General features: G+C 65.7%; 12 protein-coding genes. 7 read left to right on the forward strand and 5 right to left on the reverse strand.

Annotated features, from left to right (window positions below; genetic code table 11):
• The first annotated feature begins 304 nt into the window (after positions 1–304).
• The 7 genes from IVB23_RS32780 to msrA all read left to right on the forward strand — a co-directional run bounded on the left by IVB23_RS32780 (position 305) and on the right by msrA (position 5706).
• Positions 305–973: a sensor histidine kinase gene (locus IVB23_RS32780; RefSeq protein ID WP_247801312.1), complete on the forward strand. Its 669-nt coding sequence runs from the start codon at positions 305–307 to the stop codon at positions 971–973.
• A gap of 45 nt (positions 974–1018) precedes the next feature.
• A complete protein-coding gene (locus IVB23_RS32785) occupies positions 1019–1708 on the forward strand; it encodes a VOC family protein (RefSeq protein ID WP_247801313.1) in 690 nt (229 codons plus the stop codon).
• A gap of 241 nt (positions 1709–1949) precedes the next feature.
• Complete coding sequence (locus IVB23_RS32790; protein WP_247801314.1) at positions 1950–3263, forward strand: epoxide hydrolase family protein; 1314 nt, start codon at positions 1950–1952, stop codon at positions 3261–3263.
• 31 nt (positions 3264–3294) lie between these two features.
• A complete protein-coding gene (locus IVB23_RS32795) occupies positions 3295–4143 on the forward strand; it encodes an enoyl-CoA hydratase/isomerase family protein (RefSeq protein ID WP_247801315.1) in 849 nt (282 codons plus the stop codon).
• A gap of 114 nt (positions 4144–4257) precedes the next feature.
• Positions 4258–4680 carry an OsmC family protein gene (locus tag IVB23_RS32800; protein WP_061883511.1) on the forward strand — a complete coding sequence of 141 codons (423 nt, stop codon included), beginning with the start codon at positions 4258–4260 and terminating at the stop codon, positions 4678–4680.
• A 22-nt stretch (positions 4681–4702) separates the two neighbouring features.
• Positions 4703–5158, forward strand: a complete 456-nt coding sequence (locus IVB23_RS32805; protein WP_247801316.1) for a cupin domain-containing protein — start codon at positions 4703–4705, stop codon at positions 5156–5158.
• A 29-nt stretch (positions 5159–5187) separates the two neighbouring features.
• A complete protein-coding gene (gene msrA, locus IVB23_RS32810) occupies positions 5188–5706 on the forward strand; it encodes a peptide-methionine (S)-S-oxide reductase MsrA (RefSeq protein WP_061883644.1) in 519 nt (172 codons plus the stop codon).
• Positions 5707–5915: 209 nt separating this feature from the next.
• Here the strand turns inward: msrA and IVB23_RS32815 are convergent, their stop codons facing one another.
• The 5 genes from IVB23_RS32815 to IVB23_RS32835 form a co-directional block, all read right to left on the reverse strand.
• Positions 5916–8759 carry a winged helix-turn-helix domain-containing protein gene (locus tag IVB23_RS32815; RefSeq protein ID WP_247801317.1) on the reverse strand — a complete coding sequence of 948 codons (2844 nt, stop codon included), beginning with the start codon at positions 8757–8759 and terminating at the stop codon, positions 5916–5918.
• A 261-nt stretch (positions 8760–9020) separates the two neighbouring features.
• Positions 9021–10181, reverse strand: a complete 1161-nt coding sequence (locus IVB23_RS32820) for an MFS transporter (protein ID WP_247801318.1) — start codon at positions 10179–10181, stop codon at positions 9021–9023.
• Between the two features lie 571 nt (positions 10182–10752).
• Positions 10753–11985 (reverse strand): Zn-dependent hydrolase, encoded by a 1233-nt coding sequence (locus IVB23_RS32825; RefSeq protein ID WP_247801319.1) that lies wholly within the window; start codon positions 11983–11985, stop codon positions 10753–10755.
• A complete protein-coding gene (locus IVB23_RS32830) occupies positions 11978–12763 on the reverse strand; it encodes an ABC transporter ATP-binding protein (RefSeq protein WP_247801320.1) in 786 nt (261 codons plus the stop codon). Before IVB23_RS32830 ends, IVB23_RS32825 begins: the two co-directional genes overlap by 8 nt.
• Complete coding sequence (locus IVB23_RS32835) at positions 12760–13533, reverse strand: ABC transporter permease (RefSeq protein WP_247801321.1); 774 nt, start codon at positions 13531–13533, stop codon at positions 12760–12762. Before IVB23_RS32835 ends, IVB23_RS32830 begins: the two co-directional genes overlap by 4 nt.
• Between the last annotated feature and the right edge of the window lie 65 nt (positions 13534–13598).

Consider the following 13598-nt stretch of genomic DNA (forward strand, 5'->3'; position numbering starts at 1 on the left):
GCTGAAGTGTGCAATTTGATTAGCAGATCGAGGCGTCCAGTAAACTGGCCGAAAGTGGCGAAATCGCGTGGCCGACCGCCGATTGCACTGGGACGTGTGTCGCAAATTTTGCTTAAACGCGAGCGGCTTACGACGCGACCGCGACGATTCGTCAGCGCGCCTGACCCTTGAGACAGGCGTGTCCGCTGCGCGATCGCGGGCGCCGCCGATCATAACAGAATCTTGCAACGTCTAACGGGCAAAACGCGCGCGACGCATCCACTATAGCGTTTGAGTGAGATCCTGTTTCAACGGGGAGGCTATGATGTCCAGTATCGGCGCCGGGTCGAACGACCACGTCGTTCGACCTCAACTCGTCGCCAGTCTCGATGATCAGTCGCGTGACTGGGAACTCGTGCTGCGGGAGTCCCACCATCGCATGAAGAACACGCTGACGCTGCTCGGTGCCTCGGTCCGCCGCGACTTCACGCGCGCGAGTAAGAGGGATGTGTCGCTGGCGGTGGACCGCCTCGAGCGGCGCATCGTCGCCTTCGGCCGGCTCTATCAGCTCCTGTCCGACAACGACGATCCATCGGCCATCGCCGTGGAGCCGTTCTTCGAAAAGCTGTGCGGAGCCCTCTCCGAAGCGGTGCTGGAGCCGGCAGGCATCCGCTGCGAAGCCGCGATCGAGAGCGGCAGGCTGCCGGCTGCTCAATGTCACCGGCTCGCGCTGATGCTCACCGAACTGGTCACGAACGCGGCAAAGCACGCCTTCCCGAACCGGAGCGATGCGCTGATCCGCATCGAATTGGCGAACCGCGACGGCGCCTGGCTCTGCACGGTGGCCGACAACGGCATTGGTGCGACTGGCCCGCTTCAGGGCACCGGCAGCCGGATCCTCGAAGGGCTCGCACGCAGCATCCACGCGCGATTGCACGGCGAGGCGGGGCAGGGCGGCACGCGGGTGACGATCGTGATGCCGACTGTCGCATGAAGCTTTTCCATGTATGCAGCCGCGTCTCACATCAGGGAGTTCGACATGACCACCATCGAAATCGATCGCGAAACCGGAACCAGGCCCTCGACATCGCGCAGCGTTGACCTGAAGCTCGAGGTCGTCGTGATCCCCGTGTCCGACGTCGACCGTGCCAAGGCGTTCTACGCCCGCCTCGGCTGGCGGCTGGACGCCGATTTTTCGTCGGGCGAGGACTGGCGCGTGATCCAGTTCACGCCGCCGGGCTCGGCCTGCTCGGTGATCTTCGGCAGGAATGTGACGGCCGCAGCGCCCGGTTCGGCGCGAGGCCTGTACCTGATCGTCTCCGATCTGGAGGTCGCCCGGCAGGACCTGCTCGACCGCGGCGTCGAGGTCAGCGCGCCATTTCACGGTGCCGGCGACGTTCATGCCGGGCCCGACGAGCCGTATCTGTTCGGCAGCGTTCGGGTCGGCGGTGCCGACCCGAAACGCGGCAGCTACGGCTCCTTCGCATCGTTCAGCGACCCCGACGGCAATGGCTGGCTGTTCCAGGAGGTCACGACGCGACTGCCTGGGCGCATCGCGGGCGGCGCCACGACATTCGCGTCGACGACCGATCTGGCGGCGGCGCTGCGCCGTGCGGCGACCGCGCATGGCGAGCACGAGACGCGGACCGGCGGACACGACGAGAACTGGGCGGACTGGTACGCCGACTATGTCGTCCGCGAGCAGGCCGGCCAGCCGCTGCCGTCGTGAATTGCAGCCAGCGCATCTCCTGACTTTGGCCGATACGGCGCGCGATGACTGACCTCGTCGCGCGCCGTGCCGCATCGGTATCGCCTGTTCTGGTTCATCGCGCGGACTCGCAAGGGCTAACGAGGCCTAACAAGCCATAACGCGCAAATCGGACTTGCCCGCGTCAATGTCTGCACAGAACGGACCGATGTGCCGCTCTCGAACCCGATCCCGGGCATTGGTCGAAGCAAGGGAGATCCAAATGACGACGCAAGTCCGCACCGACATCCTCAACCCCGATCGCCGTCAATTGCTGAGCCAGGCCGCGATGGGCGCGGTTGCCGCCAGCGTGTCGAGTCTGCTGCCGCTGCAGCCGGCGAGGGCGGCTACGAACGGCACGATCCGCCCCTTCCACGTGAACGTGCCCGAGGCGGATCTGCTCGACCTCCGTCGTCGTCTCGCGGCCAGCCGCTGGCCGGATCGCGAGATCGTCACCGATCAATCGCAGGGCGTGCAACTGAAGACGGTGCAGGAGCTCGTGCGTTACTGGCAGAGCGACTACGACTGGCGCAAGATCGAAGCGCGGCTGAACGCTCTGCCGCAATTCGTCACCGACATCGACGGCGTCGACATCCATTTCATTCACGTCCGCTCGCGCCACGAGAATGCGCTGCCGATGATCGTCACGCATGGCTGGCCCGGCTCGATCATCGAGCAGATGAAGATCGTCGGCCCGCTCACCGATCCGACCGCGCACGGCGCCAGCGCCACGGACGCGTTCGATCTGGTGATCCCCTCGCTTCCCGGCCACGGCTTCTCGGGCAAGCCGACCGAGCTCGGCTGGGATCCCCAGCGCATCGCGCGAGCCTGGATCGTGCTGATGAAGCGGCTCGGCTATAGCCGCTATGTCGCGCAAGGCGGCGATTGGGGCAATGCCGTCACCGAGCAGATGGCGCTGATCGCACCGCCCGAACTGCTCGGCATCCACACCAATATGCCCGCGACCGTCCCCGACGACATCGCCAAGGCGCTTCAGCCGGGTGGCATGCGGCCGCCGGATCTCTCGACCGACGAGCGCATCGCCTACGACCAGCTCGACGACTTCTACAAGCATGGTCTCGGCTACGCGATCGAGATGTCGAACCGGCCGCAGACGCTCTATGGCCTCGTGGATTCGCCGGCGGGTCTCGCCTCCTGGATGCTCGACCACGACGCACGCAGTGCCGCAATGATCGCGCGCGTTTTCGACGGCAAGACCGAAGGTCTGTCACGGGACGATGTGATCGACAACATCACGCTCTATTGGCTCACCAACACCGCGGTGTCGTCGGCGCGGCTCTATTGGGAGAACAAGCTCGTGTTCTTCGCGCCCAAGCACGTCAAGATACCGGTCGCTGTGAGCGTCTTTCCGGACGAGATCTACGCCGCGCCGCGGAGCTGGGCCGAGAAGGCCTACCCTAAGCTGATCCACTACAGTCGTCTCGACAAGGGTGGACATTTCGCTGCCTGGGAGCAACCCGCGCTGTTCTGTGCGGAGATGCGCACCGCGTTCCGTCCGCTGCGGCAATCGATCTGAAGCGGGAACACATGCATCAGGAGTACAAGAGATGAACCGTCCCGAACGCAATCTCACGACCGGTGACATCCGACTGGAGCGCCGGCTGCCGTCATACTGGCGCGTCACCTTCGATATGCCGCCGGTGAATATTTTCGGGCCGAAGCAGCTTCCGCTGCTGGGCGACATCGTCACGGCGATCGAGACAGATCCGGACGTGAAGGTTGTGGTGTTCGACAGCGCCGTCGAGGGCTTCTTCATTACCCACTACGATTTCCTCGCACCGCTGGAAGAGTCGTTGAGCATCCCGCCCGGGCCGACCGGCCTGCAGGCGCTGCCCGACATGCTGGTCCGCCTCAGCCGTGCGCCGGTGGTCTCGATTGCCGCGATCCGGGGCCGCGCCACCGGCGTCGGCAGCGAGCTCGCGCTCGCCAGCGACATTCGCTTTGCCAGCCGCGAGAAGGCGATCCTGTCGCAATGGGAGGTCGGCGCGGGCCTCGTGCCCGGTGGCGGGCCGATGGCGCGGTTGCCGCGCCTGATCGGCCGCGGCCGCGCGCTCGAAGTGCTGCTCGGCGCGGACGACATCCACGGCGATCTCGCCGAGCGCTACGGCTACGTCAACCGGTCCTTGCCGGATGCCGAGCTCGACGGTTTCGTCGAGGCGCTCGCGATGCGCATCGCGTCCTTCGACAAGGAGGCGATCGCCGAGACCAAGCGCCTCGTCGACGTCGCGAGCCTGCCGTCCGACGCCGAGATCAAGCCGGAATGGGATGCGTTCCTGGCCGCGCTCGGCCGCCCCGCCAGCCAGACCCGGATCGAGGCGCTGATGGCGCGCGGCTTCCACCGCGCCGGTGATGTCGAGAACCGGCTCGGTTTCCACGTCGGGCAGATCGGCACCTAGCTGACGGAACCGCTGCGGCGTTCGGCCGGTTGGAACGATGACGGGCGGTCGTGCCAATGTCGCCTTTCCACCGGTACGCAGCGCCGGTGCTGAAATCAAACAAGGAGAACTGAAATGATCCGCAAGGCAACGGCAGTCTGGAAGGGCACCGGTCGCGATGGGACCGGTCATCTCTCGAGCGAATCCGGCGTGCTCGCGCAGACGCCCTATTCGTTCAAGACCCGCTTCGAGAACGAGAAGGGGACCAATCCCGAGGAGTTGATCGCGGCGGCCCATGCGGGCTGTTTTACGATGGCCCTGGCGTTTGGCCTCCAGATGGCGGGTTTCACGCCGGACGAACTGTCGACGGAAGCCGCGGTGACACTCGAGCCTGAAGGCAAGGGCTTCAAGATCAGCAAGTCCGCGCTGACCCTGCGTGCAAAAGTGCCGAACCTCGATGAGGCCGGCTTTGCGAAGTTCGCCGGCGAGGCCGAGAAGAACTGCCCGGTGTCGAAGGTGCTCAACGCCGCGATCACGCTCGACGCCAAGCTGGGCTGATCGAGACAATGGAGACGCTGCCATGCCGCGCCAGGATCTGCCTCGCCAACATCAGCCGGACGAAGACAGGTTTCGGGCAATCCTGCCCGAGGACGTCGCATGGCAGCCGTTCCCCGCTTTCCCGGCGGGCGCGCGGCTGGCGGTGATGGTCGGCCATCCCTCCGAGCCCGGACCATACCTTGTCCGGGTGAAGGTGCCCGGCGGCACGAAGCTTATGCCGCACAAGCATCCGGAGGACCGCATCTACACGGTCATGTCGGGCGTCTTCTACATCGGGCTCGGCGAGCGCTTCGATGGCGACAAGGTGAAAGCCTATCCGCCCGGTAGCGTCATCGTGCTGCCCGGCGAGACCTGGCATTTTCACTGGGCGAAATCAGGCGAATATGTCACGCAGGTCTCGGCCATCGGGCCGTTGGGCCTCGAATATCACGATGACGTTGATGATCCGCGCTTGCATACTGCGGGAGACAAGCGCTGAATATCTCAATCAAACCAATGGAGCGTCAGATGACGACAGAACGCGCAGTTTTGGCCGGGGGCTGCTTTTGGGGCATGCAGGATCTCATCCGCAAGCAGCCGGGCGTGATCTCCACCCGCGTCGGCTACACCGGCGGGCATGTGAAGAACGCCACGTATCGCAATCACGAAGGGCACGCCGAAGCGATCGAGATCATCTTCGATCCCGCCAGGACCAGCTTCCGCACGATGCTGGAGTTCTTTTTTCAGATCCACGATCCCACCACGCTCAATCGCCAAGGCAATGATCTGGGCACCAGCTATCGCTCCGCGATCTTCTACACGAGTGAAGCGCAGAAGCGGATCGCCGAAGACACCATTGCCGACGTCGAGGCGTCCGGCCTGTGGCCCGGCAAGGTGGTGACCGAGGTCGCGCCCGCTCGCGAGTTCTGGGAGGCCGAGCCGGAGCATCAGGACTATCTCGAACGCTATCCTGACGGCTACACCTGCCACTTCATCCGGCCCGACTGGAAGCTGCCACGGCGTGCGGCTGCCGCTCAGGGCGTATGATAGTGAGCGTTGGAGAAACCGAACTCTCCACGACGTCATGGCCGGGCTTGTCCCGGCCATCCACGCCTTGCCACGTCGCACAAAGAACGTGGATGCTCGGGCTTTCGCCTCGCCGATGCGGCTTCGGCCGCGCAGGCGGGACAAGCCCGGGCATGATGACCAACTCGTGAACTGCTCCCTCGGCTGCTGCTGGGGGCGAGGCGGCGCCGTCAGTTCCGGAGTTGTGCCATCAACTCGCGCGCGGTGCGCATGTCGGCGATCTCGGCACCCTCCGCGAACGATCCGGAGACATTCTTCAGATCGGCCAGAGCTTCGGCACTCCGGCCGGCCCCCATCCTGAGCCGCGCGAGGCTCATCGCGCAGCGTAGCTCCCAGAAGCGCGCGCCCTGCTGGACGGCAATCTCCATGGCCTCGCGAAAGCGTGCCTCGGCGTCCGCTGAATGCCGCGCGCTCCTGAGCATCAACTCTCCCTTGATGCGCATCAACTCAGGCAGATACCAGAGCTCCTGCCGGTCGCTGCAACGGGTCAGGACGTCATCGATGACGTCGAGGCCGCGATCGACCTGGTCGGCTTCGCCAAAGCACGCAGCAAGCTCGCCGAGCAGTGGAAGAAAGCGCGGCAGGAAGCGTGCATCGCCGGCGCGGTTGAGTTCTTCGCGCAGCAGCGGCAGGCCGATCGCGACGTCGCCGCGCTTGGCGACGACTGCCGCATTGAAGGCTCTTGCCCACAGGCCCCACAGCCGGATCGCGTGCCGATCGGTGTGCTCGAGCAGCTCCTTGCCGTGGCGTTCCGCGGCGTCGAGATCGCCGGCCCAGAAGGCGATCGGGCACGCGGCCTGGCCCAGCACGCTGCAGAAGGTCAGGGCGTGGCCGTTGGCTCGGCCTTCCTCGATGTTTCTTGCCGCCAGCGCCTGCGCCTGATCGGCGAGACCCTGCAGCCACAGGATGCGGGCCCGGAAATATTGCGTCGAGATCCTGAGATCGAGCGGGAAGATCTTGGGCTTCTCCGCCAGAAAGTGCAGCGATGCATTGACCCGGTCGATACGCTGCCGCGCCTCGTTCTGGTCGCCGAGATAGTGCAGCGCGACAGCCATCAGCCGGTCGCCCAGCATGACGTCGGTCTTGTCGGGAGAGTTCGCCGCCGCGCTCGCAAAACGATCGGCGAACGCACGGGCCTTGCCGAACTGTCCGTTGTTGAACTGGTCGATGCACAGGCCCCAGAGCGCGCGCAGCCGGAAATCCTTATCGTCGAGCCTGTCCGCCAGCTCGAGAGTCGTCTCCAGGATCGGGCGCGCCTCGCGCGCGCGACCCTCGCCATACATCAGCGACCAGCCGAGTGCCGACAGCAGCTGCATGCGGATGCGGTCGTTGTCCGTGCCGTCTCCGAGCGCTGCCAGTGCCGTTCTGCTGCGCTCTCGGCACTCGGCGAACAGCGAAAGGCGCACCCAGAGGGTGATTGCGGCCGCCGTCAGCGCGATGCCGAGCCTTGCGTCGCCGTCGGGCGAGAAAGCCCAATCCAGCGCGGCGCGCACATTGTCCAGCTCGCCCGCATAGATGCTCAGCCATTCGGGCAGCGGTGTCGATGTATCGGCCTCCGCATGCTCGAAGAAATCACGAAAATGCTCGGCATGGCGCCGCGCGAACGTCCGCGCCTCTCCGAGCTCGTTCAGCTTCCCGAGTGCGTAGGTGCGCGTGGTGTCGAGCAGGCGATAGCGCAGCGTCCGCGAACCGGATGGCGAGATCAGCGATTTGGTGACCATGCTGTCGATCGCCTCCAACGTCTCCGAGGTGCTGAGGCCCTCGCCGGATGCGACCGCGGCGGCCGCCTCCGGCGCGAACGGCCCGGCGAAAACCGACAGTCGCCGCAAGGTGGCGCTTTCCGCCGGAGACAGGAGGTCGTAGCTCCAGTCGAGCGCAGCGGCGAGCGTCTGGTGCCGCGGCACGGCCGTGCGCCGCCCCCGCCATTGCAGCGAAAAGCGGCTGTCGAGCAGGGAGGCCGTTCCGGCGATGCCGTATGCGTTGACACGGCCCGCCGCGAGCTCGATCGCCAGCGCTATGCCGTCGAGGCGCCGGCAGATGCTCGCCACCAGCGGCGCTTCTTCAGCGCTGAGCTGGAACGCACCCGAGCTCTGCGCGATGCGCTCGACGAAGAGTTGAGCCGCGGGATAGGCGAGGACCTCGGCGACCTCGAGACCCCCACGCTCCGGCGGACAATCCAGCGGGAACAGACGAAAGATCCGCTCGCCTTCGCTCCGGAATGACTCGCGGCTGGTTGCGAGAACGCGAAGCTGCGGCGATTCGCGAACGATACGCTCCACGAGCGGGGCCAGCGTATCCAGCACATGCTCGCAACTGTCGAAGATCAGCAGGGCGGGGCCGGTCTTCAGGAATGTCAGGAGGGCCGGCGTCGGATCCTCCGAGCTCACGGTCAGTCCGAGGACCGAGGCGACGGTGGTCGTGACATGGCTGGCGTCCCGCAGCGGACCGAAGTCGACGAAGAAGACGCGTCCGCCGAAATCTGCCGAGCGGCGATGCCCGACCGTGACGGCGACGGCGGTCTTGCCGATGCCGCCCGGGCCGACCACCGTCATGAAGCGATGCACCGTCAATCCGTTCGAAATCTTCTCGATGACCTCCTCTCGCCCGATCATCTTTGCAAGCTGAGCAGGCAGGGAGCGAGGAGGGGAGATCTCGGCCGCGACTGAGGAGACCGGCGGAGCTGCTTGAACGAACGGCGCGACAAAGCAGTAGCCGCGGCCGGGCACGTTGAGGACATAGCGCGTCGACTTGCCGGTATCGCCGAGCGCCTTGCGCAGTGCTGCGATATGGAATCGCAGACTGCCCTCGTCGACATTCACGTCGGCCCAGATGCGTTTGACCAGCTCCCTCTTGTCGATGACTTCACCGGGGCGCTCGGCAAGCAAGATCAGAATATCGAGCGCGCGGCCGCCGATGTGAAGCGGCGCCCCCTCCTTCTCCAGGAGCCGCGACTTTGGAAACAGCCGAAATGGGCCAAAGGAAATGTGCGAGTCGTGATTACTATGAGTTTCCACGTGCCATTGCCCCCTCCACGGGAGTCAAAAGGTATTCGGTTGTGATCTAGCAGAACGACGCGTCCAGTAAACTGGCCGAAAGCCGCATGGCAGACAGACCGGCGCAGATGGCTTGGGCTTGCTTCGGCCAGCCAAAATAGTGCCTGCAAAAGAACGGTTTAGGCTGGCATGCCAAGATGATGGTCCTGGACCCGCGCGCATGGGACCATGGCGGCCGATGGCAATCCCGCCCCTCCCATCCGTCATTCGGCGCAGGGCTGCTCACGCATCGACGCGCGTCATCCGGCGCTGCTCCGCCGTGACGATCCGCGCCGACAGCGTGACGAGGCCCATCAATCCGGCCAGCAGCCAGAACGCCATGGGCAATCCGCCAAGACGTGCGACGAAGCCTACGCCGGCGGGGCCGATCAGGACCCCCGCGTATCCCGCAGTCGTGATCGCCGCGACCGCAAGCCCGGTAGGCATCACCGTTTGCCGCGCGGCCCGCCGGAACAGCACCGGCACGAGGTTTGACGCACCGAGCCCGATCAGCAGGAATCCGCCGAGGGCGACCGCCGCGGCAGGCGCCGTCAGCAGGATCACAAAGCCCGCGATCGCGATGAGGCTGCCCCAGAGCAAGGTCGTGCGGTCCCCGATGCGCGCAACGACCGCGTCGCCGCCGAGCCGGCCTATCGTCATGGCGATCGAGAACACGATGTAGCCGGCTCCGCCCTGCGCCTCGGTGACGAGCCCCGCGCCGATGACGAGGAGCGCGCCCCAATCGAGCATTGCGCCTTCGACGAGGAAGGTGATGGCGCCGAGCAGCGCAAGCAGCAGCACCGATCCGTGCGGCAGCACGAACAACGGGCCGTCCTGCACCTGCACCGAGCGAAGCAGGCGCGGCCAGGTCGCAAACATCGCGAGCAGCATCAGGACGGAGCAGATCAATGTGCACGCCGGCGCACCGAGTTGCAACGAGAGCAGCACCGTCATCAGCGCGGATCCGGCGAAGCCGCCGATGCTGAACAAGGCGTGGAAGCCGGACATCAGCGGGCGTCCCGCGGCGCGCTCCACCTCCACGGCGTGGATGTTCATGGCGACGTCGATCGAGCCGAGCGCGGCGCCGAACGCAAAGAGCGCCAGCGCCAGAGACGTGGGCGAGCCTGCGATCGCGAGCAGCGGCAGGATCAGCGCGAGCATGAACCCGCTTGCGACGATGATTGGCCTGCTGCCGTAGCGCGCACTGAGAACGCCGGTCAGCAGCATCGCGACGACCGAGCCGATGCCGAGGCTAAGCAGGAGCAGCCCGAGGACCCCGTCGTCGACGCCGAGCCGCGCCTTCGCGAAGGGCACCAGCGGCGCCCAGCATGCGATGCCGAAGCCTGCGACGAAGAAGGCAAGTCTGGTCGCAAGGCGGGTCGCCGGCCGGTCGGCTGAAGACATGAGAACTCCCGGGGAAGCAGGCAGGGCGATCGACAAGCCCGACGATTGTCGCGACTTTATGTCTGTGGCGCACACGAGGTGTCGCGGTCGCGGGGGACCTTCGGTCGATGTGCATTCGATCGTTGGAACCAGTGCAGATTCGTAACGAACGCGGCTGTCTCGTATGACCCGTAGAAGCAATGATCGCGACTCCATCACCGTCACCCTGAGGCGCTCGCCTCTTCGGCGAGCCTCGAAGGGGGACGGCCCAACTGTGGCCGTTCATCCTTCGAGGCTCCCGGTGCGATGCTGTGCGCATCGCGCCACTCGCACCTCGGGATGACGCGGCGCCGGTGAATTTCGCGAGGGTGAGGGAGGCCAGAACGAACTCGGCTCCCGGGAGAGACACGGCATAAGTCGTCCGACCATCGCGCAGGGAAGGCCGCGTGTTGGGCTTCACCTGTGGCCGCAATTGCCGCGTGGCTCTGGGTCCCGGCTCTGCGCCGCAATGCTCCACGCATTGCAGCTTGTCCGGGACACGAGCGCTTGTGCCGCGCGATCGACTGCCGCAGATCGGCAGCCGCATCTCGCTCTAGCCGCCGAGGATCCGCCGGCAGGCGTCGACGAAGACCTCTGCGCCGGTGACGATATCGGCGTCGGCGGTGTTCTCGGTCCAGTGATGGCTGATGCCGCCGATCGAAGGCACGAACAGCATGCCCGCGGGCATGACGGTCGCGAGCATCTGCGCGTCATGCCCGGCGCCGCTGGGCATGCGGAGGGACCGGCCGCCGGCCAGTGCCCTGCTCGCGGCCTCGATTGCGTCCTGGAAGCCGGAATTCATCATGGCGGGCGCACCAGTGCGCAATTTCTCGACGGTGACGGTGCAGGGACCGTTCGCACTGGCCTCCTCCGCCATGGTCCGCAGCAATTGCTCCAGCCGCGCGATCACGGCCGGATCATCGTCGCGGATCTGGAACAGCATCTCTGCGCCACCCGGAATGATGCTCGGAGCGCCCGGATCGAGCGCGATGCGCCCGGTGGTCCAGACCGTGCGCGGGCCGCAGGCAGACGGAAAGCGTTCGTCGATCGCGACGCAGAATTTTGCCAGCGCGAGGCCGGCATCCTTCCGCACTGCCATGCGCGTGGTGCCGGCGTGGTTCTGCTCGCCGGTAAAATTGATCTGGTACTGCCAGATGCCGACGATGGAGGTCACGACGCCGATCGCGAGGCCGCCGCTTTCGAGCGTATCGCCCTGCTCGATATGCGCCTCCAGATAGCCAACGTGCCGCCCCGGCTCGACGGTGATGCGCGGGCGTCCGGCGAGACCCATGTCGGCAAGCGCATCGCGCATGGTGCGGCCGCTGGTGCGGTCGCGCGCGGCGTCAATGTCGGCCTCGGTCACCTGTCCGACATAGGAGCGCGAGCCGAGGAAATGGCCGAAATGTCCCTCCTCGTCGCACCAGGCGGCGACCTCGACCGCGCCGTTGAGCGATGGATCGGTATTGAGCACGCGCGCGGCTTCGAGCGCGTAGACGACGCCGAGTGGACCATCGAGCCAGCCGGCGTAGTTCTGGCTTTCCAGGTGCGAGCCCGTCAGCAACTTCGGTCCGGGCTTCGTGCTGGTGCCGAAGACATTGCCGATGCCGTCGATCGTCGCGGAGAGGTTGTCCTCGGGCAGCTTCTGAACGAGCCATTCCAGCGAAAGCTTGTGCGGCTCGGAGAAGGTCGGCTTGTGCACGCCGGTCTTGTAGGCGCCAAAGGCGCGCAGCGCATGGAGGTCGGCGAGCACGCGATTTCCGTCGGCGCGGGGTTGGGTGTCAGGCATGTTCGGCAACTTTCAGCGCCTCGGTGCGGATCTCCTCGACCAGCCGCTCCTTGAGCTGGACGAATTCCGGCGTGGTCTTGATCTTGTAGGAGCGCGGATGCGGCAGGTCCACATGGATCTCGGCCTTGATGCGTCCCGGACGTGCGCTCATGACGATGACGCGGCTGCCAAGGAAGATCGCTTCCTCGATGTCGTGGGTCACGAACAGCACCGTCTTCTGGTCGCGCTCCCAGATCCCCAGCAGCATTTCCTGCATGAGGGCGCGGGTCTGGTTGTCCAACGCGCCGAAGGGCTCGTCGAGCAAGAGGATCTTCGGATCATTGGCGAGCGCGCGGGCAATCGCTGTGCGCTGCTGCATGCCGCCCGAGAGCTGCTTCGGCCAATGGTTCTCGAAGCCGGACAGTCCGACCTGGCGGATGAAAGCATCTGCGATCTTGTTCCGCTCGTCCTGCGCCACGCCGCGCTCGCGCAGGCCGAAGGCGATGTTCTCGCGCACCGTCAGCCAAGGGAACAGCGTGTAGGACTGGAACACCATGCCGCGATCGGCGCCCGGGCCCATCACCTCGCGCCCGTCGAGCGTGACGCGTCCGCCGGTCGGGCGGTCGAGGCCGGCGACGATGCGCAGCAGCGTGGACTTGCCGCAGCCGGAGGGACCGAGGATGGTGACGAAGTCGTTGTTGCCGATGACGAGATCGGTGGGCTCCAGCGCCCTGGTCGGTGCGTTGCCGTGGCGCGCGGGGAAGGTGCGCGAGACCCGTTCGATCTTCAGCGTCGTCATGCGAGCTTCCAGGGAAACAGCCAGGCGTTGAACGCCTTGAACAGGAAGTCCGAGATCAGGCCGATCAGTCCGATCACGATGATGCCGAAGATGATTTGGCCGGTGTTGAGCAGTGCCTGGCTGTCGGTGATCATGTGACCGATGCCGGAGGACGATCCGATCAGCTCGGCGACGATGACGTAGGTCCAGGCCCAGCCCAGCACCAGCCGCAGGATCTCGGCGATCTCGGGCGCGGAGGAGGGCAGCAGCACCCGGCGGATGATACCGCGGTCGCTCGCTCCAAGCGTATAGGCGGCCTCGACCAGATCGCGCCGCGTGGCGCCGACGGTTACCGCGACCATCAGGATGACCTGGAATACCGAGCCGATGAAGATCACGAGCAGCTTCTGCAATTCGCCGATGCCGGCCCACAGGATCAGCAGCGGAATGAATGCGGAAGCGGGCAAATAGCGCGCGAAAGACACGAACGGTTCGAGAAACGCCTCGACCGGCTTGTAGGCGCCCATCAAGACGCCGAGCGGCACCGCGATGATCGCCGCGAGCGCGAAGCCGCCGACGACGCGCCAGATCGTCATGCCGATGTCGAACGCGAATCCCTGCTTGGTCAGCAGGTCGAAGCCTTCCTGCACCATGGTCAGCGGGTTGGCGAGAAAGGTCTTCGACACATGGCCGCCGAACGTCGCCCACGACCAGAGGGCGACGAACAGCACGAAGAACGCGAGGCCGTAGGCCACGCGCTGCCTCGATGTAACAGGGTCCAGGGGACGCATCAAACTGTCTATCCGAATAGTCGATCACGGGCCGGCTCCGCCTCGTGGCGGAACCGGCGGCTTGC

Source organism: Bradyrhizobium sp. 191 (assembly GCF_023100985.1).
Classification (GTDB): Bacteria; Pseudomonadota; Alphaproteobacteria; order Rhizobiales; family Xanthobacteraceae; genus Bradyrhizobium; species Bradyrhizobium diversitatis.

Excerpts from the sequence above, each read along its gene's own strand:
- IVB23_RS32780 (WP_247801312.1), top strand. The coding sequence starts at position 305 with ATGTCCAGTATCGGCGCCGGGTCGAACGACCACGTCGTTCGACCTCAA.
- IVB23_RS32785 (WP_247801313.1), top strand. The coding sequence starts at position 1,019 with ATGACCACCATCGAAATCGATCGCGAAACCGGAACCAGGCCCTCGACA.
- IVB23_RS32790 (WP_247801314.1), top strand. The coding sequence starts at position 1,950 with ATGACGACGCAAGTCCGCACCGACATCCTCAACCCCGATCGCCGTCAA.
- IVB23_RS32795 (WP_247801315.1), top strand. The coding sequence starts at position 3,295 with ATGAACCGTCCCGAACGCAATCTCACGACCGGTGACATCCGACTGGAG.
- IVB23_RS32800 (WP_061883511.1), top strand. The coding sequence starts at position 4,258 with ATGATCCGCAAGGCAACGGCAGTCTGGAAGGGCACCGGTCGCGATGGG.
- IVB23_RS32805 (WP_247801316.1), top strand. The coding sequence starts at position 4,703 with ATGCCGCGCCAGGATCTGCCTCGCCAACATCAGCCGGACGAAGACAGG.
- msrA (WP_061883644.1), top strand. The coding sequence starts at position 5,188 with ATGACGACAGAACGCGCAGTTTTGGCCGGGGGCTGCTTTTGGGGCATG.
- IVB23_RS32820 (WP_247801318.1), bottom strand. The coding sequence starts at position 10,181 with ATGTCTTCAGCCGACCGGCCGGCGACCCGCCTTGCGACCAGACTTGCC.
- IVB23_RS32825 (WP_247801319.1), bottom strand. The coding sequence starts at position 11,985 with ATGCCTGACACCCAACCCCGCGCCGACGGAAATCGCGTGCTCGCCGAC.
- IVB23_RS32830 (WP_247801320.1), bottom strand. The coding sequence starts at position 12,763 with ATGACGACGCTGAAGATCGAACGGGTCTCGCGCACCTTCCCCGCGCGC.
- IVB23_RS32835 (WP_247801321.1), bottom strand. The coding sequence starts at position 13,533 with ATGCGTCCCCTGGACCCTGTTACATCGAGGCAGCGCGTGGCCTACGGC.